We start from the raw sequence: 20,052 nt of genomic DNA, 5'->3' as shown, positions 1-20,052 counted from the left end.
ACATCCGCACCCACCCCATACGACAACGTCGGCCTTCAAGACCACAACCAGGTCTTGAAGGCCGACGTCACGCCAGGCCCCGGATTAACCAACAGCATCAGACCGCCTCCGGCCTGGTTGATCAGCCGCCGTGCAGCCTTGGCGTCCAGCGAGACCGCGACGTACGCCTCGTGCGGAGCCGCAACCGGGCCCGCGCTCTGGATCAGCTCGCTGTATACCGCGCCTGCTACCGGGGCGTCGGGCTGGCCGTGCTCCTCCCAGTACCGGCGAAGGGCGTCGCCGGAGTCCGGGACGGTGCGCTCGATCACCTGGATCCGGGCGACCTGACCGGTTCGGGCCAGCGAGGCGAGGGCACGCCCCCAGCCGTTGACGTTGGCGTTCTGGGTGCCCGGGTCGAGCAACGCGTAGGCGCGGGAGGACACCTTGACGACGGCGGTCAGCGTGCCGGTGTGGGGGTTATGGACTGCACCGTATCGGCGGTCGGGAGCGGTGACCACGCGCAGGCTGGCGGCGGTACCGGGCAGGTGGAGGAGTCCTTCGCGGACCGGGCGGCGGGAGGGCCGGGTGAGCCAGATCAACTGGCCCCGCATCCGGCGCAGCACGTACCGGGTGACGATCGGAGCCCAGTCGGCCAGGGCCCGGCCGCGGTAGCGAACGAAGACGAGCAGGGCGATGGCGGCCCAGAGCGGGATGAGTTCGAGTGCGCCGACCACGCCACGGGTGAGGAGCACGGCGAGCAGGAGAAGGCCGGTGAGGCTCGCGACGATCAGTTGCGGGGCGGTCAGACCGAGCAGGATGCCGCGCCTGCTGCGGTGCGGGAACTTCACGGTGGCAGTGGTGGCTTCGGCCTGGGGGTTGTCAGACATGGCGTTTCCAGACAGTGGGAGCGGGAGGAGTGGGGCGGAAGGCGCGGCGCTCTTCTGGAGGTCATGGCAGGACTCCGTTTCGGGTGATCGGGTGAGCGGAGGAAGGGGGCGGGCTGCGGACTGCTCGGATGCAGCCCGCCCCTTGTTGTGGTTGGGTCAGGACCCGGACGGCGGCTGCTTGGGGTACACCCAGCTCGTCGGAGTCGGGGAGCCGATCGCCGACGGACCGGTGGAGGGCGGCGGCGGTGCGGCGGGACCGGTAGGCGGCGCGGTACCCGCGCGGGTCATGCTGCCGCCCGGAGCGAAAACACCAGCGGGTTGGACAGCGGAGCCGCCGTCGGCACCCGGAGTGCCCCCGTCGAAGCCTCCCGTTTCGGCCTCGCCGGGCCGGGTGATCAGCGCCGGGATGCCGGGTCGCTGGATCAGGGCTCGGCCCTTGTCGCCGGAGGCGTTCGGGTCCTCGCCGTACCGGAAGCTGGTCTGCGGCTTAGGCGGTCCGGAGTCGATGCCCTCCTTGCTCAGGTTGCCGCCGGTGGGGTTGATGCCGGAGGCGACACCGTCACTGCCCGCGCCGGGGACCTTGTTCGGCCCCTGCGGAGCAGGAGCGCCGGTGCTGGCCTGCATCGCGAGGCTGCCCGCGGTCTTCGCGGCCCCCGCGGCCACCGCCATGCCGGCGACTCCCGTGCGGTGCAGGTCGTCGTGTCCGCCGCCGTCGGTCGCCCAGTGGACGAACTTATAGGTGGCATACGGGCACAGGAGGACCAAGACCATCACGACGATGCCGGCCAGCGCGTCGGACAGGGCGGCCATGCCGTTGTGGGAATCCGACTTGCCCATCGCCGACACGCCGATCAGGAAGACCACGGTCATCAGCAATTTGCTGACGACCAGGGTGGCGGTGGCCTCGATCCAGCCGCGCCGCCACCGCTTGGCGACCTCCCAGCCGCCGCCGGATCCGGCAAAGACGGCAAGGGCGACCATGATCAGGACGCCGACCTTGCGGGCGACCATGACGCCCCAGTACAGGAACGCGCCGATTGCGCAGCCGAGGGCGACCAGGGATGGGACGCCCCAGCCGAGGCCGTACATCGCCCCGAGTTCGTCGACCTTGATGACGCGGCGGATCGCGTCGTCGACTGAGCTGTTGGCTGCTTTGAACAGGCCGTTGGACAGGGCGTCGACCACAGTGATGGCGACGGTGGTGGAGGCGACGGCGCAGAAGGAGAACAGGACGCCAGTCATGGTGCCGATCGCGGCTTGGGCGAGGGCGCGTTCGTCCCGTCGCCAGGCCGCGAACATCAACTGGATGCAGAACGTTCCGACGGTCAGGGCGAGCCCGATGGGTAGGAGCAGCTGGTAGTTGTCCCGGAACCATCCGGCATTGAGATCGATGGCGGTGGTCTCGTTGACGGCCTTGGCGGCGAGATTGGCCGCGCTGGCGGCCAGCTCACCCCGCTGATTTCGCGATCCAGGCCCCGATGCCGTCGGTGACGGTCCCGGCGGGGTTGGTGGCGAAGTCGACGGCGTCGCAGACGGTGCCCATCAGCGGCAGGTCGCAGACTCCCATGGCGGTGCCTCCTTTCGTGGGTAGAGATCAGGGCGCGACGGCCGGCAGGACACCGGCCAGGGCGCAGGGATGGGAGGGACGGCACTGGACCGCGAGGGTGGTGACGCGGTTCTCCGCGCCTCCCGCGGGTGAGCCGGTCCACGCGATCGACTGCTTGCCGGAGACGGTGACGGCGTAGACGTACGCCTGCGTGATCGTCCCGGGATCCGCCTGAAGGGCCCGGCTGAACGAGTCGGGGAAGTGACCCTCGTTCACGGTGGCGGTGGCGAACTGGCCGTTGGCAGTCATCTCCTTCCACAGCACGGGTGAGGGGACGACCGCGTCGACCGAAGCAGTGTCGGCGTACTTCGTCTCGCTGGTCAGCCAACCGTGCAGAGCAGAAAGCAGCTCACGTTGGGAGTAGGCCCGGGTGTCGTAGGACCACAGCGCTGCTGCCGCCGCCTTCCCGAAGGCGACCGGGTCGTGCGTGGTCGGGGGAACGGGAAGGGTGTTGTGGCGCCCGCTCTGTGGTGGCGAGCTGGAGGGCGAAGCAGTCGGGGAGGAGTTGGATGCCGAACTCGATTGCGGCGCAGGGGCCTTGGAGGAGTTCCTGCCGTCGCGGGTGAGGTAGGCGGCCAGGCCGGCGAGGGCGACGAGCACCACCAGAACAGCGGTGCCGAGCAGCGCCCGGCGGCGCACGCGAGATGCGCCGCCGGGGTTCGAGGAGTGGGGAGCCATCAGTGGACCTGCGTCCCCAGCGTGCTGAAGAACGCGACCACACCGTTCGCGGCACCCAGCAGAAGGGCCGCGCCAGCGCTGACCAACACGCCCTTCTTGCCGTTGGCCTCGGCCTGGTGACTGCCAGAGTGGTGGCCCCAGGCCCACACGCCCGCGCTGACGGCGAGCGCGCCGACCACGGCGATGATGCCGAACAGGTTGATGGAGCCCATCACCTGCTTGAGCACCGTCAGGCCAGGGAGGCCGCCCTCGTTCGGCTTGATGCCGGGGTCGTAGGCGAGCTGGACGACCTTGTCAGCGAGATACATTACGAACTCCAGTTCGATTCAGTGCGTGCCAAAGCCCGAGAGGGCGAAGCGGTGATGCGAGGAAAGGGGGAGGGGAGAAGTGCCGGTCAGACGACTCGGCGGGCCGCGAGAATCCGCGGTTTCCAGGACGCGAGGGTCGCGATGCGAACCACGTCGCCCGTGTGCGGGGCGTTGATGATCAGCCCCTGGCCGATGAACATGCCGACGTGCTCAGGGACTTCGGCCGTCCCTTCGGTGAAGACGAGGTCACCCGGCTGGAGAGCGTCGACCGACACCGGCTTGCCCTCCTTGACCTGCGTATACGTCGTTCGCGTGAGGGTGACCCCGGCGGCCTTGTACGACTGCTGCATCAAAGAGGAGCAGTCACAGCGGCCCATTGGGTCGGACCCGTGGGAGCCGGTGCAACTCCCGCCCCACTGATACGGGGTGTCGAGCTGGCCGAGCGCCCAGCGGATCGCCGTCTGGACCTTCGGCGAAGCGGCTACCGGGATCTTGTATCCAGCCGGCACCGAGCCGGGCGGGATGGTTCCGAAGTCGGTTCCGTCCCCGCCGCTCGTACAGCCACCCGCGGTACTCGGCGGAGGACTGCCCGTGCTGCCCGAGCCGGACGGCGAAGGGCTCGGCGACGCGCCGCCAGCCTTCGACAGCAACGGCTCGATCGCCTTCTGCAAGGCGGTGGCCAAGGGCTCCCACTTCGCATAAGCCTCGGGGAAACCAGACCCCTGCACCGCCTGGGCGGCCTGAGTAACAGACAGGGACTGCCAGCCCGAGACCTTCTCCAGCGCCTCGTAGAACTTCGTAGAGGCATGCACCGGGTCACGGACCTCGTTCGCGGTGCCCCATCCCTGCGACGGACGCTGCTGGAACAGGCCCAGCGAGTCACGGTCGCCGTAGGTGAGGTTCCGCAGGCCGCTCTCCTGCAGGGCGGTCGCCAGGGCCACGATCTGCCCCCGAGCCGGGATCTTCATCGCGACGCCGGTGGCCTGGATGGTCTTGGCGTTGGGCACCTGCTCGGCCGGGTCGTCCAGGCCCGGCACGGACACCGTCCCCTTGCTGCCGCCGCCCAGGATCGCCTTCACCTGAGCGGCAACGGCTGAGGTATCCACAGCCTGTGTACCGCCGGTCGAGCAGGCGGCCGAAGCACTCCCGGCCCCGATGGCGAGGATCGGAACGGCCAGCAGCAGGGGACCGCAGGCGAAGAGGCTGACGACGCCTCCGGTGGTCTTCTTCATCGCCGCCGCCGTTCGCCGGGGCGGGTAGCCCGGCCGGGCAACGGGTTTGGGTCAGGGCGTGTGCGTATCAGGGCGTGCTGCATCGCAGCGGCTCCTCTTGGTTCGTAGGAGGCGCGGTGCCGACTTCTCGTGCAAAGCCGTCGGCACCGCGCCGATGTGAATCCGCCTCTCAGGGCGGGCCCGGGTCAGGGGAGTTGGTAGCTCCCGGACGCCGGTCTCAGGTCATGCGCGGCAGCCAGCCGCGCTCGTAATCTCAGGCGATGCACCGGATCTCCTTACGGCTTCGAGAACGAGGGGTCAATGTGCCCGCCGGGCCACGCTTTTTGGACGAGGCAACACGGATCAGCACAGGTCAACCGGGGTGGAGCTGGGCTCCGCCTCGGTGACATGGCGAGACAGTAGACCGGGATTCCGGCCGCACCAAACGACCGCCGAGCCCGTGCCCGGAGCGCGGCACGGGCTCGTTAGGTGCGGCCGGAAATCGCGGCTAACCTCCGGCGCAACCCAACTCCGAACGGCCGCTGTTGAGCGCTGTCCGGAGCGGGTCCCAGTCCCGCCGTGCCCTGAAAGAGGCCCCGCACATGAGCTACACCCTGCACCGAGGCGACGCCCTCACCGTGCTGAAGAACCTGCCGGACGAGAGCGTCAACGCCGTCATCACCGATCCCCCGTACAACTCCGGCGGACGCACCAGCTCGGACCGCACCGCTCGCACCGCCCGCGCCAAGTACGTCACCAGCGGATCCGCGCACGACCTGCAGAACTTCCCCGGAGAGAACCGCGACCAGCGCTCGTACCGGAGTTGGCTGACCGCCCTGCTCACCGAGGCGTACCGAGCCTCGACCGAGCACTCCGTCGCCATGGTCTTCTCCGACTGGCGCCAAGAGCCGACCACCAGCGACGCCCTACAGATGGCAGGGTGGACTTGGAGTGGCACGATCCCCTGGATCAAGCCCGCCAGCCGACCCCGCAAGGGCGGATTCAAGCAGTCGGCCGAGTTCATCATCTGGGGTGTCAAGGGCAGCCTCGACAAGGACCGGGACCTCTACCTGCCCGGCCACTTCATCGCCTCCCAGCCCCGCAAGGACCGCGTCCACATCACCCAGAAGCCGGTCGAGATCATGCAGCAACTCGTGCGAATCTGCCCCGAAGGCGGCACCGTGCTCGACCCCTTCACCGGCAGCGGCTCCACGGGCGTCGCAGCTCTGCGCGAGGGACGGCAATTCGTGGGAGCCGAGCTGTCCTCGCACTACGCCGATGTCGCCGAGCGAAGGCTCCGAGCGGAGTTGACCCAGGACGACTTCGTCCTGGCAGGACCGGAGGCGTGAGCATGAGACCGACCAAGCCGGGGCTGACGGACCGCAGACGCAAAAGGGCGGCTGGAGCATCGAGAAACCGATGCACCAGCCGCCCTTCCTCTTGCGTCAGGCCGCCTCGAACGCCCGTCGAATCAGCGGTCCCGCCTTCTCCAAGTCGGCCGCCGAGGCGATCCGCACCTCCAGGTCCCCCGTCCCGAGATGACCGATGCCACGCATGTCGCGGGAGAAGCCCTCTTCCAACTCGACCGTATCCGGGTCGACTCTTAGGTAGACCAGGATCACCTCGTGCTTCGGGCGGAAGATCACCGAGGCGAGGTTCACCATCCGCCGGTAGGCGATGTAGTGCAGTAGTGGAGCTACCTCGACCTCGCCCCAGGCGGTGAGGGCCTCGTCCAATTCGGCGTACAGGTCCTGGAGGCAAGCCGGGGCCGCGCCCGGGGTCGCTCGGACTGACGGCTGCTCGTCTCCTCCGCCGGCACTGGTCTCCTCCAACTCCCGGCGCCGACGCCGAGCCGGAGCGGGGCGAGGAGAACCAGGTGCGGACTCGATCAGTAGTAGACTCAGCAGCCCGCCGTCGAAGATTCGGTAGCGCACCAGGTCGATCCGCTCGTGCAGGCGGTGCACCGCGACTCGATCGTGGTGCGAGAAGCTGGCTGCGATGCAGACCATCCGAGGGTTCCGCCAGTCGATCGCCTCGGCCGCCTCGGAGCCCAGCTTCTTCTTGACCAGTGCCTCGAACTCGTGATGTGCCGAGTCCAGCCACGACAGGTAGGAGATGGCCTGCGACATGACGCCGCTGTCGGAGCCCTTCTTGTACTCAATCAGCGCAGGTGTGCCGTTCTCGTCCAAGCCGAGAGTGTCGATCCGCCCCCGGTGCCACGGCCCTGTCGGGTACTCCGACGCCAGGAATCGGATGCCGAGCATCGACTCCATCCCCGCCTCGATCCGACGCTGAAGCTCCACCTCCAACGCCACCGTCGAGCCCCGAAGCTCGACGTCCCGGCCATCGGCATCCTGCCGGAACAACATCAGATCGGTCACCCGTGCCCCCTCCGTGACAACTACAGGAGGAGCAATCGAAACCCGCCTGCGGGTATTCCGGTGGATACCTGTGTGTGATGCCTCGTCGGGGGCTGCTCGCTGCTCTCGGCCAATGCGGACGCCTCGGGTCGCACCGTCTCCTTCCCCCTCCACAGTGATGTGCAGCTATCGGTCGAGCGATACCCAGATGTCGAAGGCTCTCTGGGCTTCCGTGGTCAACTCGGCGAGCTTGGGGAACTCGTCGTCGATCATCTCCCAGTCGCAGATCGAGCAGCCGTCGATGAGCGCCGTCCATGCGGTGACGAAGTGGTCGAGGCAATGGCGGATGTGTTCTTGGTAGGCGAGCACATGGCGACCCTGGCGCTCGTAGCGCTCGGCTTCGGTCTTGGCCTGATCCTCAGGCATTCGTCGCACGAACGGTGACGGGATGGGCTGGGGTCCGCGGTCCGGATTGAGGATCTCGGTACCACGGTGGTGCAGCTCTGTGGTCCGGAAGATCAAACTCTCGAAGTCGCTTCTGCTGGCGGTCGAGGCTTCTCGCACGAAAGCTTTCATGATCCAGTCCCAGTCGGCAGCGCGTCGTGGTTCCGACCCGTGCCACGGTGTCATGCGCGCGTGGAGAGCGCGGACCTCGTCGCCGGTTCTGCGCAGCCGAAAGACCAGATGCACCCAGTTGCGGTAGAGGGTATCGACGCTCTCGCGGTCGTCCTCTTCTTCGTGCTCGTGATCAGTGGCCATGCTCGATTCCCCTCACTCGGCCCCAGCGAGCTGGGAGCGCGTTGGGGGTGTGCGGCGTGGGCGCCCGCATCGCTGGGCGCTTGACGACAGAGTCTCATTATTGCGTTGGCGGCGTCAACGAAATGTAACTTTGGTCAACGTGGATTTCGGTGTACGGTCGTGCCATGACCGCAGAAGACGAGGTGCCTGGTGCCGCGGTGACCGCTGCGGAGATCGCACGGTTGGCGGGAGTGACGCGCGCTGCGGTGTCCAACTGGCGTAGGCGTCGTTCGGACTTCCCCTCACCCGTCGGTGGTACCTCGGCAAGTCCTCTGTTCTCACTTGCCCAGGTGCAGCAGTGGCTGCAGGGGCAGCGAGAAGGCCGAGAGGTCAGCGGGGAGGTTCGGCTCTGGCAGGCGCTGCGTGGCACCTACGGCGAGGAGATGGCCACTGCGCTGGCGGCGGTTGGGGATTATCTCCTCGGTGGCCGCGATGAGTTGACCGACCGGACTGCATGCGAGGCGGTCGATGGGCTGGTCGCGGAGCGGATGCCGACGGAAGTGATGGACGGACTTGTCTCCCGTTTGCTGGAGTCCTCCGCACGCGCCGCGCTGGACGGCGTCTCGACGTTGCGACTGGCCCGGGCTGTAAGGGAATTCGCAGGTGAGACATCCGGCGCCGTCTTCGACCCAGCGTGCGGTATCGGCTCGCTTCTCGTCGCGGTGGGCAGCGGCGCAGTCGGGAGCAGGCTGGGGCAGGACACACATGCGGACGCGACGCGCTTGGCTCGGGTACGCGCGGCATTGTCCGTCGTTGAGGCAGGGGCGTCGGCTCAGGTAGTGGCGGGCGACTCTTTGCGGGCTGACGCTTTCCCTGACCTCCGTGCGGACCTGGTCGTGTGTGAGCCGCCGACCGCTGTGGCCGACTGGGGCCGCGAGCAATTGCTGATCGATCCGCGCTGGGAGGCGGGTGTGCCCTCGCGTGGGGAGAGTGAACTCGCGTGGCTCCAGCATTGCTACCACCACACGGCCCCCGGCGGACGGGCCGTGGTAGCCCTGCCTGCGTCGGTCGCCCATCGCCGCTCCGGACGCAGAATCCGCGCGGAGATGGTGCGCCGCGGCTGCGTCACCATGGTGGTGGCTCTGCCACCGGGCCTCGCGGCCAGTCACGCACTTCCGCTGCACCTGTGGGTGCTGAGCCGACCCGCAGACCCCCGGCGGACATCGGGGGCCGTACGCATGGTGGATCTCAGCACCAACAGCCCGGACGGGCCCTGGCAGCCGCAGCCGCACCAGGAAGCGGAAGTGCCGCTGATCGACCTGTTGAACGACGAGGTAGACCTCACGCCCAGCCGCTACGTTCGCGAGCCGGAACCCGACTACGTCGCGGAGTATGACGCGCTGCGTAGGGATCTCGAAACGCGTTTCAGCCGCCTGCAGGCGTTGCTCCCCGAGCTACCTCCACGAGACAGGCCCGGCAGCCTGGACGAAGGCGCCCCGGTCACGATGAGCGACCTGCTCGCTGCCGGCTTGGTCAACCTGGACGGTGAAGACCTCACTTCCCTCAGCGACCAACTGGACCCCGACTATGTGCGTGGCTTTGCCAACAGCGCGGAGAATGCCCGCCGCAGCACCTCGGCCTCGGGTACGTTCCGAGCAGACCTGCGGGCGGCGCGCCTGCCTCGCATGGACATCGAGCGGCAGCACCGCTACGGGGGCGCCTTTCGCTTGTTGATCGCGTTCGAACGCGAATTGGCCGAAATCGCCATGATGGGAGACCGGGCGACGCGGCTTGCTCGTGACGGCCTGACCAGTGGCGCACTCGACCCGCCGCCGACGCAGGCCAACGGCGATGTTGAGCACCAGAGCACGACCGACGGAGACGAAGCAGTGGGACGAGAGGGCAGGACGCTTTGAGTAAGAACCAGGAACTGGCCGACTTCATCTGGTCGGTAGCCGACCTGCTGCGCGGAGACTACAAGCGCTCGGAGTACGGCAAAGTCATCCTGCCGCTGACGGTGCTGCGTCGGCTGGACTGCGTCATGGCCCCGACCCGCCAGGCGGTGTGGGACCGGGCAGCCTCCTACACCGGGGAGAACAAGGATGGACTGCTTCTGGCGGCGTCCAAGCTGAAGTTCTACAACCTCTCCGAGCAGACCTTCGACACCATCAGTAGCGACGCGGCCAACGTAGCGAAGAACCTCAAGGACTACATCCGGGGATTCTCCTCGGAAGCCACCGAGATCATCAACCGCTACGAGTTCCACCTCCAGATTGACCGCCTGGACAACGCCGACCTGCTCTACCAGGTGGTGCGGAAGTTCGCCGGCCTGGACCTGAGCTTCGAAGCCGTAGACAACCACGACATGGGCTACGTCTTCGAGGAGCTGATTCGAAAGTTCGCCGACGCCTCCAACGAAACCGCCGGTGAGCACTTCACCCCGCGCGAGGTCATCGAGCTGATGGTCGAGCTGCTGCTTGCCCCGGACGACGATCGGCTGAACGGAGAGGGCCAGGTCGTCAAGATCTTCGACCCGGCCTGCGGCACCGGCGGCATGCTCTCGGCATCTGAGGAGCACATCCGCAAGCTGAATCCGCGAGTGCGCGTCAACCTGTTCGGGCAGGAGCTGAACGCCGAGTCGTACGCGATCTGCCGCTCCGACATGCTGCTGAAGGGTCACACAGCCAAGAACATCCGCTTCGGCAACTCCTTCAGCCAGGATGGCCACGACGGCGAGACCTTCGACTACATGCTCGCCAACCCGCCCTTTGGCGTGGAGTGGAAGAAGGTCGAGAAGGTCGTCCGCCAGGAGCACCAAGACCGGGGATACGACGGCCGTTTCGGTGCCGGTTTGCCCCGGATCAACGACGGCTCGCTGCTGTTCCTGCAGCACATGATGAGCAAGATGCAGCCGCTGAAGAAGGACGAGGCGGGCGACGAGGCCGGTGGCACCCGGCTGGCCATCGTCTTCAACGGTTCCCCGCTGTTCACCGGTGGTGCGGGATCTGGTGAGTCGGAGATCCGCAAGTGGATCATCGAGCATGATTATCTGGAGGCGATCGTCGCCCTCCCAGACCAGCTTTTCTACAACACAGGCATCTCCACGTACTTCTGGATCGTCACCAATCGCAAGCCCGCCGACCGCAAGGGCCGCGTGATTCTCATCGATACCCGCGACCAGTGGACCAAGATGCGTAAGTCGCTCGGCGAGAAGCGCAAGAAGATCACCCGGCCCCAGATCGGACGCATCTGCGCGCTCTACCGCGACGCCCTCACCATCGCCGGCGACGAAACCCATCAGGACCATGGGCGGGTGAAAGTCTTTGCCAACCGGGACTTTGGCTACCAGCGCATCACTGTGGACCGCCCGCTCAAGCTCCGCTTCGAGCTGACCGAGGATAGCCTGACCCAGCTGGGGGCATCCGCCGCCGTGAGGAAGGCGGTCGGGGGCGAGGCGGCGGTCGAATCGCTGCTCACCGCGCTCAAACCGCTGCTCGGATCGCAGTGGTCTACCAAGGCTGAGGCATGGGACGACCTGCGGGCGGCGATGGTGGCCGGAGGCGTGCTGTGGCCGACCGCCGCACCGTTCCAGAAGGCCATGCGCGACGCCGTGGGCGTGACCGACCCTGATGGTGAGGTCCAGGTCATCAAGGGCAAGCCTGAGCCTGATCCTGAACTGCGCGACAACGAGAACGTCCCCCTGGGAGAGGACATCGACGAGTACCTCGCACGCAAGGTACTGCCTTACGTCCCTGACGCCTGGATCGCGGAGACCCGCAATCCGAAGACGAAAGGGACGGAGCGGTTCAAGGTTGGGTACGAGATTCCGTTCACGCGTCATTTCTACGTCTACACGCCGCCCAGGCCGCTAGCGGAAATTGACGCGGAGTTGAAATCGATCGAGGCCGAGATTCAGGCGCTGCTCGGAGAGGTGACGGGATGACATCTATCCTCGGTTTGCCGCTTCCTACGGGGTGGTCCTCTTCGCCTCTAAAGTATGTGACAACAGTATTGAATCGAGGAACGGCTCCCGTCTACGTGGATGATGGGCCCGTGCGTGCTGTAAGTCAGGGAGCCAACCAGCCGAGCGGGTTGGATTGGTCCCGAACAAGATTCCATGCGTTTTCGGGGGATCCTCGAAAATTGAAGGGATACTTGCAGCCCGGAGATGTGATCATTAATTCCACTGGTACGGGAACGCTGGGTCGAGTAGGGCAATTTACTGGATCCCCGGACGGGACTCCCTGCGTGGCGGATGGCCATGTGACGGTTGCCCGGGCGGATCTTCGCGAATTGCATCCTCGCTTCTCGTACTACTGGCTCCTGTCGCGGCCTTTCCAGGAGTACGTTTTTGCGGCCCTCGTCGTGGGGGCAACAAATCAGATCGAGCTCAACCGTGAGCGACTTGGGGAGGCTCCTGTCCCCCTTCCTCCGCTGGAGGAGCAGCGCCGCATTGCTGACTTCCTCGACGCCGAGACCGCCAGAATCGACCGCCTGTCCGCAGTTATGCGATCCCAGGATGAACTACTGTCTAATCGTCGAAGCGCTGTGCTTGCCACTACTTGGCAATCTGGGTGTCCATTGGTGAGGCTGGGGTACTTCCTAAGCCTCGTGACCAGCGGTCCGCGAGGTTGGGGGGAGTACGTCGGAGATGAGGGAAGAATGTTCTTCCGGAGTGCCAACCTTCGGCGTGATTCCATCGAGCCGAATCTCGGTTCGGTTGCGCATGTTGCACCTCCTGATTCCGCGCTGGTGGAATCTTTCAGATCTTCGGTGCGTCTTGGTGATGTCCTTGTGGGAATTACTGGGGCGAATGCGGGGTGGGTATGCCTTGCGGGTGAGGACATCGAAGGGGCCAACGTAAGCCAGCACGTTTGTCTGATTCGACCGTCCCGGTACGTCTCCGGGACGTGGTTGGCGTATCTCCTCTCTTCCCCGGCCGTCCAGGATTCCCTGCTTGGAAGTCAGTACGGTGGTACGAAGACTCAGCTTTCGCTTCCCGATCTGAGGAACTTGAACGTTCCTATGCCCGAACTGTCGGAGCAAGAGGCTGTAGCCGATGAGATCAGGCTCCACATCGGTGCCATCGAGAGTGAGCGAGGTGCACGCGGTAGGCAGCTCACGCTCCTTACCGAGCGACGCCAGGCCCTGATCACCGCTGCCGTCACCGGCCAGCTCGACGTCACCACCGCCCGCCCCGCGCACGATCGCGACCTCTGAGGGGGATTCAGATGAACGACGCCCGCCTGTACACCGAGAAGGCATTCGAGAACGCTGTGGAAGCGGCGCTGCTGCGCAGCGGCTGGCAGCGCGGGCTCGCTAACACCTACGACCGCGCTCTCGGTATCGACACCTCCGAGCTGACTGCGTTCCTCAGGGTTTCGCAGAACGACGCGTGGCTGGCGCTCCAGGCCGCCTATGGCGAGGATGAGGAACAGGCCGTCGGTCGGTTCGCAAAGCGCGTGGCGCGGGAGATCGACTCGCGCGGGCTGCTGGACGTCCTGCGTCGGGGAGTGAACGACCGGAACGTGAAGATCCAGCTCGCGTACTTCCGTCCCGCGCACACGCTCGCCGCCGACGCTCTCGCCGAGTACGACGCCAATCGGCTCACCTTCGTGCGCCAGTTTCACTACTCGGCCTCGCGTCCCGCCGACACCCTCGACATGGCGTTCTTCCTCAACGGACTGCCGGTCGCCTCCGTTGAGTTGAAGAACGGGCTGACCGGCCAGACCGTTGAGGAAGCTAAGCGTCAGTACCGGCGGGACCGGGACCCGAAGGAGCTGTTCTTTGCCAAGCGCAGCCTGGTCCACTTTGCAGTCGATCCGACACTGGCATTTCTGACGACCCGCCTGGCTGGGGACTCCACACGTTTCCTCCCCTTCAACACCGGATCCGGTGGCCCCGGCCAGATCGGTGGCGCGGGCAACGTCCCAGCCTCCACCGACGGGACGTACCCCACCTCTTACCTTTTCGACGAGGTGTGGGCGCGGGACAACTGGCTGGAACTGCTGCAGCGGTTCCTACATGTGGAGGACGCCGCGGCGAAGGCCGGCCGGGCGCCGTCGCACAAGCCTGGTAACGCTCACACGCAGCCGTTGATCTTCCCGAGGTTCCACCAGTGGGACGCGGTGCGTAAGCTCATCGCGCACGCGGCCCGCCACGGCGCGGGGGAGAACTACCTGATTCAGCACTCCGCCGGCTCGGGCAAGTCCAACACCATTGCCTGGCTGGCACACCATCTGTCCAGCCTGCACACCTCCCATGACCCCGGGCTGATCGCGCCCGCCGCACTCGCCTCCGGCCTGGGGGCGAACAAGCTGGTCTTCGACAAGGTCATCGTGATCACAGACCGGCGGGTGCTGGACAAGCAGCTTCAGGACACCATTTATCAGTTCGACCACAAGGCTGGCGTGGTCGTGCGGATCGACGAGAACTCCCAGCAGCTCGCGGACGCGCTGACCGGGCCGACTGCCCGGATCGTGATCACCACGGTGCAGAAGTTCCCCTTCGTCCTGGATAAGGTGGCGGGGCTGGGTGGACAGCGTTACGCGGTGATCATTGACGAGGCGCACTCCTCGCAGGGCGGTGAGAGCGCGGCGGCGCTGAAGAAGGCGCTGGGCCGTCTCGGTTCGGACGCGGTGGACGAGGATGGCGACCCGCTGACGGCCGCGGCCCTGGCCCGCGGCAAGCAGCCGAACCTGTCCTTCTTCGCGTTCACGGCCACCCCCAAGGCGAAGACGATCGATCTCTTCGGCACTCCTTACACCAAGGCCGGCTCGGGGGAGCAGGAGAAGGGGCCGTTCCACGTCTACTCGATGCGGCAGGCCATCGAAGAGGGCTTCATCCTCGACGTGCTCGGCAACTACATCACCTACGCCACCTACTTCAAGCTCCAGGAGGCCGCCGCAGACGAGGCCGAGCAGCAGGTGGACCCGCGTAAGGCCCGCTCTAAGCTGGTGAGGGCCGCGCTGATGTCGGAAGCGTCGATGGCCTCCCGTGCGAAGATCATTGTCGACCACTTCCGCTCACATACCAGCCCGCGCCTCGGCGGCCGGGCCAAGGCGATGGTGGTCACCTCCAGCCGTGAACATGCCGTACGGCTCTACCAGGCCATGCGCGCCTACATCGACCAGCGTGGCTTCGCCGACTGCGGCACCCTCGTCGCGTTCTCCGGGGCACTGACCCTCGACGGGATCGAGTACACCGAACCCAAGCTCAACGGCTTCCCCGAACGTGAACTGCCCAGCCGCTTCGGCTATACCCGCGCGGACGACTCGAACCCGCCCTCCGTCCCCAAGCCCGAATACCGCATCCTCGTCGTTGCTGAGAAGTACCAGACCGGCTTCGATCAGCCCCTGCTGACCACCATGTATGTGGACAAGATCCTTGTGAAGCTGGCCGCGGTGCAGACACTGTCCCGGCTCAACCGCACCCACCCCCTCAAGACCACCGAGGACCTGTTCATCCTCGACTTTGCTAACCGGCCCGAGGATATCCAGCAGGCGTTCCAGCAGTACTACGAGGCGTCGATCAGCGAACCCACCGACCCGAACCTGCTGTTCGACCGCGAACGCGAGGTCATGGCCTACCAGCTCCTGGTAGAAGCCGAGATGGATGCCTTCGTCACCGCGTACTTCGCCGCCTACCAAGGCGGAGCGGCGACCGGCACCGCCGTCATGAAGGCCCATGCGCGGCTCTACGGCTACCTCCAGCCAGCCGTGGATCGCTTCAACGCCCTCAACGCCACTGAACCCGACACCGCCGCCGACTTCCGTCGGGCCCTGGACTCTTACACCAAGGCATACGGTTGGCTCTCCCACGTCATCGGCTTCGAAAATTTGGAACTGGAACGGCTCTACCAGTACGGACGCTTCCTGCTGCGCCGCCTGCCCGCACCCCTGCACAGCGCAGGCGCGGACATTGGCGCCGCAGTGCCGAGCCACATGCGCATCACCCAGACCGGCACTCCCGAATTGCATCTGGAGGTAGCCGGCGCACAGGTACTGCGGGGCTTGGTGCCCGAAGCGGGCGGAGCAGTGGCCGAGGCGGAGGAGATGTCGCTGGCGGAGGTGATCCTGTCCGTCAACGACGAATACGGAACTGGCCTGTCCACCGCTGACCAGATCCTGCTCGGCCAGCTCGTGGTCGCCGTCAGCGAAGACCCCGAACTGCGGGCCATCGCGCTGCACCAAGACCAAGACGTTTTCGGTGGAGAACTTGAGAAGGACCTCGACCGAATCGTCATCGATCAGGCGGCCTCCAACGATGCCCTCATGGTCCGCTACTTCGACGACACCAACGTCAACCGCCTGTTCAAACAAGTCGCGACCCAACAGGCATACCAGCTCATCCGCCGCCCGGTCCGGCGTGAGGCCGAACGCCGGGCCACCGAGCAGCGGGCTGCTCAACTCAAGTCCACCGGAAGCCGTCGTGCGGAGCCTCCGACCGCGTAGCCTGAACCCGACAGTACGTCACATAACAGCCTCGGCGGGGTAGTTGCATCCCGCCCATGCAGAGAGGGCACCGCGCATGGTGCACGGCATGCCGAACTCCGACGCCGGGATACCGGCACGCGTCATCGCGGGCCGGTACCGGCTTTACACGCCCATCGGCGCAGGCGGCATGGGCGAGGTCTGGCAGGCATACGACGAACGCCTGGACCGCCGCGTGGCCGTGAAAATGATGCTGGCCGAAAGCCCGGTGTCGCCTGGGTTTCGTGGCGCGGCCTTTGAGGAGACCCTCCAGACCCGCCGAGCCCGCTTCCTGCGCGAGGTCCAGATTACCGCTGGCATCGAACACCTCGGTGTTCCCGCTGTCTACGACACAGGCACCGACGAGGCCAGCGGACGGCTGTTCGTCGTCATGCAGCTCCTGCAGGGCCGCGAACTGCAGACCTTCATCGACGAAACTGACTACGAAAACGACACGGTCTCCGTCTCCTGGGCCGCGGCCATCGCCGCCCAGATCGCCTCCGTCCTCGATACCGTGCATCACCACGACGTCGTCCACCGCGACATCAAGCCCTCCAACCTGATGATTACACCCGGAGGGGTGGTCAAGGTCCTCGACTTCGGCGTTGCTGCCCTGCGTGGAGTCGGCATCCTGCCCCGGCTCACCCAGGTCGGCATGACCGTGGGCACCCCGCCCTACATGTCTCCCGAGCAGAGCCTGGCCAACGCCGTAGGCCCTGCCGCCGATGTTTACGCCCTCGCCTGCGTGCTCTACGAACTCCTAACAGCAAAGCCACCCTTCAGCCCCGACGACAACCGTTCTCACATGTGGCACCACGTCCACACCCCGCCCCCTCCTATCCGCTCCCTGCGACCGGATGTACCGGTCGACATCGAGAAGCTGCTGTTGGCCATGCTCACCAAGGAATCCGAGCAGCGCATGGGCGCGATGGAGGTCTACGACGCTCTCCTGCCCTTCATCCATGACACCGCCGGCACGCTTGCCGCGACCGACGACGGTGTCCTCGACCCCCGACTGCCGTTCCTGCGCCCCTTCGGCGGTCGGGCGCGCAGCACCGGCGTCGCCGCCTCCTACACACCCACCGTGGTGGTGCCCTCGCCGGTGGCAGTCCCGCCGGCAGCGGCACAGTCAGGCCCTTCCGCACTGACCGAGAAGGAGGCGGACGCGATTTCGGACCGAGCAGCTCGGCTGGCTCAGGAGGGCCAGCTCACCCAGGCCGCCGACGCTCTAGACGAGGCCATCGCGAGAGCCGCAGATCCAGAACTCAGGGAAGGCATGCAGTTCAACCTCGCCCAAGTGAAGTTCCTGGCCGGAAGCCACCGCGAGGCCCTCGCCCTATTCGAGCCACTCGCCCACGAATACACCAACCGCTACGGCGGCGACGATGAGCAAGCACAGCTTTGCTGGTACTACGCCGCGCAGTGCCGGATGGAACTTGGTGAAGCGAGCGCCGCCATCCGGGCCTTTGACCAGGTCGCGGAGATCACGCCCGCTCCCGAGGACGAGGACGCCATCAATCGCTACCTGGATACCCTCGCACGGCTCGTGAGCCTGTATGCAGCAGCGGAAGACCTCCCCCAGGCACTGGAGGTCGGTGACCGCCTCCGGTCGGAAACCTCCCGGCTACGGGGAAGCGACTGGCCGGGGCTGGCGCAGATCGACGCCTATCTCAGCCGTCTCCGCCAAGACCTCGGCTGATCAGTCATGATGTCTTCGGCTCCATCTGAGACGACCTGCAGCCCGCCCTCTGTGGTCAGCGGGCAGCCGGATCTTGTATAGAAACAACAAAGTGTTCCGTTTGTTCCGCTGGTCCTCTGAACAGCCGTCCTCGTTGCTCCGGCAGACGGCGCCGGCGGCTCTACAGCCGTCGCGCCGGTGGACAGCCGGTGGACAGACGCCTTTGGACAGTGCATCACGGGGCGGCACAGGCCAACCCGTCGCACCTCCTCTGATCAGGCAAAACGTCACGGGACAGCACGACGAGGCACTACGCAACACGAACGCTCATGGTCTCGTAATGCGTAGGTCTCGGGTTCGAATCCCGAAGGCGGCTCAGAGAAAAAGCCCAGGTCAGTTAGTCGCTGACCTGGGCTTTCTTGTACCAGCTGATGTGTCGGCGGCGCAGGGAGCGGGCCGCGTGGCTGTCGGCGGTCTCGGTTGCCGGTTCGAGGGCCTGGCTGATTTGGGCGGGCTGAAAGATCTCCGTGGTGGCCGGCATGTCCACGCTCAGCTCCTTCGCGATCGTGCCCGTACTTTCCTCGCCGGCCGCTGGGCCGTGTGCTCGCGCAGCTACGGAGTGAACGGCGGCGGGGGTGGAAGGGCGTCCCTCATCGGGCGTGGTGCTGGTGTGGTTCGTGCAGTCCCTGGGCGTAGCTCGGGCCGGCCGCGTGACCTTGTCGCAAGGACCTCCAATCCGCGGACAGTGTGCTTGTCTTCCGTGGGTGCTGGGCTGGCGATGGTCGTGGGCATTGCCTGTTGCCGGCGGTTGTCTGCGTAATTGCTTGTGGCGCGTGATGCGTACACCTTATGGTGCATGGAGGCAAGGAGCTCGGGACAGGACCTGAGCCACCGCCGGTCTCTTCGAGGCATGGAGCGTCGGAATGCGCCCTCGCCACCGCCTCTCTCCGCATTCTGACGGGCCACCGAGCTGCCTTGGCTCGGTGGCCGAAAGGCGCTCTCATGACCATTTACTCGCAGCATGCGAACCGCGGCAAAACGCAGATCCTGGCGACTTATCAGGGGCCGGGTGGGCTCAGGTCGTCGACGGTGACAAGCCTGTCCAGCCCAGCTCTTGCGGCACCGGTCGTCGATGCGCTCAACCGGATTTCCGCGCTCGCCACCGTCCCTGTAAGTGTTCACGATCGCCGTGACGGGGATGTGGACAGCTATCCGACGAGGCACCTCGGGGCGCTGACCGAACGGTCGGCGCGTGCGGAACTCCTGAGTGGCGCGCACAGCTTGTGGTACGAGTACGCCTGTATGGAGCTTCATCAGGCGCTGTCTGATTTGGATGACGCGCTGGCGGTGGTGCCCGAGCCGATTCGTATCGCAATCGACGCGGAACTGGCGGAAGAGGCACGCGCGTTGCGGGAGGAGCTCGCCGAGTACCGGGAAGGAAGCCCTGAGTCCGAGCCGGAAAAGCGGCGTCACTGGGACTTCGGCCAGCCGTGTGTGTTGTATGGCGGTGGCGTCGACATGCTGAGCAGCGAGGTGCGGGAGCAGCTGGACCGGCTTGAAGAGGGGGCAACTCCCGAAGAGCGTGCGAAGGGCATCGTGAACCTCCGGGTTCTGGTCGGCGCCTGCTCTCGTTTCCCCGACATGATCGGTGGGCTGGAGTCGGGCAATCTGGAGATCTTTGCTGAGCCCTATGAGGAGGACGGTTACTACTTCTCTGTCCAGGCGCCGGAGGTCGGCGAGGGCGGTTCCGATTCCTGGGTCATCGAAATCGGTCGTTGGGAACCCGATGACCCGGACGAGGATTACGAGGAATGCGGCAGTGCGACGGGTGGCACGGTGCTTCGCTGCGAGCTTTCCGGGACGCCGAGTGCTGAAGCGATTGCTGGTCTGCTGGACCGGATCTGCGAGGAGCCGGGTCTCCTTGCCGAGTGGGCCGGGACGCGGGTGGGGGTGGAGCTCGCGGGGACGGGGCTGCTTGTCACCGAGGTGTATGAGGACTGAGCTCTGCCTCTCGGCCCGGTGAGTGCTAGAGGGGGAGTCGGGTGCGGAGCAAGCCCAGGTCAGGGTTTTTCTGGCCTGGGCTTTTGGGTTGGGCGGGGTGTCAGGGGAGGGCGGGCAAGGCGGATTCGATGAGGG

The 20,052-nt window shown here is 66.1% G+C and carries 13 protein-coding genes and 2 pseudogenes; 7 read left to right on the top strand and 8 right to left on the bottom strand.

What is annotated here, in order from left to right; genetic code table 11:
• Positions 1–56: 56 nt before the first annotated feature.
• The 5 genes and pseudogenes from ADL22_RS02155 to ADL22_RS02135 form a co-directional block, all read right to left on the bottom strand.
• A pseudogene (locus tag ADL22_RS02155) lies at positions 57–866 on the bottom strand (SCO6880 family protein); the annotation flags it as partial.
• 156 nt (positions 867–1,022) lie between these two features.
• A pseudogene (locus ADL22_RS02150) lies at positions 1,023–2,433 on the bottom strand (SCO6881 family protein).
• 27 nt (positions 2,434–2,460) lie between these two features.
• A complete protein-coding gene (locus tag ADL22_RS02145; protein ID WP_066973202.1) occupies positions 2,461–3,150 on the bottom strand; it encodes a hypothetical protein in 690 nt (229 codons plus the stop codon).
• On the bottom strand, positions 3,150–3,458 hold the full coding sequence (locus ADL22_RS02140) for a DUF6112 family protein (protein ID WP_066973200.1): 309 nt from the start codon (positions 3,456–3,458) through the stop codon (positions 3,150–3,152). The genes ADL22_RS02145 and ADL22_RS02140 overlap by 1 nt, the downstream gene beginning before the upstream one ends.
• 86 nt (positions 3,459–3,544) lie before the next feature.
• The gene (locus tag ADL22_RS02135) at positions 3,545–4,690 is read right to left on the bottom strand and encodes a C40 family peptidase (protein ID WP_066973196.1); all 1,146 of its coding nucleotides are present in this window, start codon (positions 4,688–4,690) and stop codon (positions 3,545–3,547) included.
• Positions 4,691–5,271: 581 nt separating this feature from the next.
• On the opposite strand from ADL22_RS02135, the gene ADL22_RS02130 reads away from it, so the two are divergent.
• Complete coding sequence (locus tag ADL22_RS02130; RefSeq protein WP_066973194.1) at positions 5,272–6,018, top strand: DNA-methyltransferase; 747 nt, start codon at positions 5,272–5,274, stop codon at positions 6,016–6,018.
• 96 nt (positions 6,019–6,114) lie between these two features.
• On the opposite strand, the gene ADL22_RS02125 is transcribed toward ADL22_RS02130, so the two are convergent.
• Together ADL22_RS02125 and ADL22_RS02120 are read right to left on the bottom strand one after the other, a co-directional pair.
• Positions 6,115–7,050, bottom strand: coding sequence for a DUF5655 domain-containing protein (locus tag ADL22_RS02125; RefSeq protein ID WP_066973192.1), 936 nt, complete (start codon positions 7,048–7,050; stop codon positions 6,115–6,117).
• A gap of 165 nt (positions 7,051–7,215) precedes the next feature.
• Positions 7,216–7,788, bottom strand: a complete 573-nt coding sequence (locus tag ADL22_RS02120) for a hypothetical protein (protein ID WP_066973190.1) — start codon at positions 7,786–7,788, stop codon at positions 7,216–7,218.
• 164 nt (positions 7,789–7,952) lie between these two features.
• Between ADL22_RS02120 and ADL22_RS02115 the strand changes: the two genes are divergently transcribed.
• The 5 genes from ADL22_RS02115 (at position 7,953) to ADL22_RS02095 (ending at position 17,937) form a co-directional block, all read left to right on the top strand.
• The gene (locus ADL22_RS02115) at positions 7,953–9,683 is read left to right on the top strand and encodes an N-6 DNA methylase (RefSeq protein WP_107116203.1); all 1,731 of its coding nucleotides are present in this window, start codon (positions 7,953–7,955) and stop codon (positions 9,681–9,683) included.
• Positions 9,680–11,710 carry a type I restriction-modification system subunit M gene (locus ADL22_RS02110; protein ID WP_066973187.1) on the top strand — a complete coding sequence of 677 codons (2,031 nt, stop codon included), beginning with the start codon at positions 9,680–9,682 and terminating at the stop codon, positions 11,708–11,710. Before ADL22_RS02115 ends, ADL22_RS02110 begins: the two co-directional genes overlap by 4 nt.
• Positions 11,707–12,987, top strand: coding sequence for a restriction endonuclease subunit S (locus ADL22_RS36790; protein WP_079063785.1), 1,281 nt, complete (start codon positions 11,707–11,709; stop codon positions 12,985–12,987). The genes ADL22_RS02110 and ADL22_RS36790 overlap by 4 nt, the downstream gene beginning before the upstream one ends.
• Before the next feature lie 11 nt (positions 12,988–12,998).
• A complete protein-coding gene (locus ADL22_RS02100; protein WP_066973183.1) occupies positions 12,999–16,220 on the top strand; it encodes a type I restriction endonuclease subunit R in 3,222 nt (1,073 codons plus the stop codon).
• Between the two features lie 88 nt (positions 16,221–16,308).
• Complete coding sequence (locus tag ADL22_RS02095) at positions 16,309–17,937, top strand: protein kinase domain-containing protein (RefSeq protein WP_234430502.1); 1,629 nt, start codon at positions 16,309–16,311, stop codon at positions 17,935–17,937.
• A 376-nt stretch (positions 17,938–18,313) separates the two neighbouring features.
• On the opposite strand, the gene ADL22_RS35150 is transcribed toward ADL22_RS02095, so the two are convergent.
• Positions 18,314–18,463 carry a hypothetical protein gene (locus ADL22_RS35150; protein ID WP_159048568.1) on the bottom strand — a complete coding sequence of 50 codons (150 nt, stop codon included), beginning with the start codon at positions 18,461–18,463 and terminating at the stop codon, positions 18,314–18,316.
• A 455-nt stretch (positions 18,464–18,918) separates the two neighbouring features.
• Here ADL22_RS35150 and ADL22_RS02090 point away from each other — a divergent pair, with 455 nt between their 5' ends.
• On the top strand, positions 18,919–19,917 hold the full coding sequence (locus tag ADL22_RS02090) for a hypothetical protein (protein WP_066973181.1): 999 nt from the start codon (positions 18,919–18,921) through the stop codon (positions 19,915–19,917).
• Positions 19,918–20,052 lie beyond the last annotated feature (135 nt).

Source organism: Streptomyces sp. NRRL F-4489, from assembly GCF_001509485.1.
Lineage (GTDB): Bacteria > Actinomycetota > Actinomycetes > Streptomycetales > Streptomycetaceae > Streptomyces.
Note: the sequence above shows the minus strand (reverse complement) of the source record. Positions and strands in the feature narration are given on the sequence as shown.

Excerpts from the sequence above, each read along its gene's own strand:
- ADL22_RS02145 (WP_066973202.1), bottom strand. The coding sequence starts at position 3,150 with ATGGCTCCCCACTCCTCGAACCCCGGCGGCGCATCTCGCGTGCGCCGC.
- ADL22_RS02140 (WP_066973200.1), bottom strand. The coding sequence starts at position 3,458 with ATGTATCTCGCTGACAAGGTCGTCCAGCTCGCCTACGACCCCGGCATC.
- ADL22_RS02135 (WP_066973196.1), bottom strand. The coding sequence starts at position 4,690 with ATGAAGAAGACCACCGGAGGCGTCGTCAGCCTCTTCGCCTGCGGTCCC.
- ADL22_RS02130 (WP_066973194.1), top strand. The coding sequence starts at position 5,272 with ATGAGCTACACCCTGCACCGAGGCGACGCCCTCACCGTGCTGAAGAAC.
- ADL22_RS02120 (WP_066973190.1), bottom strand. The coding sequence starts at position 7,788 with ATGGCCACTGATCACGAGCACGAAGAAGAGGACGACCGCGAGAGCGTC.
- ADL22_RS02115 (WP_107116203.1), top strand. The coding sequence starts at position 7,953 with ATGACCGCAGAAGACGAGGTGCCTGGTGCCGCGGTGACCGCTGCGGAG.
- ADL22_RS36790 (WP_079063785.1), top strand. The coding sequence starts at position 11,707 with ATGACATCTATCCTCGGTTTGCCGCTTCCTACGGGGTGGTCCTCTTCG.
- ADL22_RS02100 (WP_066973183.1), top strand. The coding sequence starts at position 12,999 with ATGAACGACGCCCGCCTGTACACCGAGAAGGCATTCGAGAACGCTGTG.
- ADL22_RS02095 (WP_234430502.1), top strand. The coding sequence starts at position 16,309 with ATGCCGAACTCCGACGCCGGGATACCGGCACGCGTCATCGCGGGCCGG.
- ADL22_RS02090 (WP_066973181.1), top strand. The coding sequence starts at position 18,919 with ATGACCATTTACTCGCAGCATGCGAACCGCGGCAAAACGCAGATCCTG.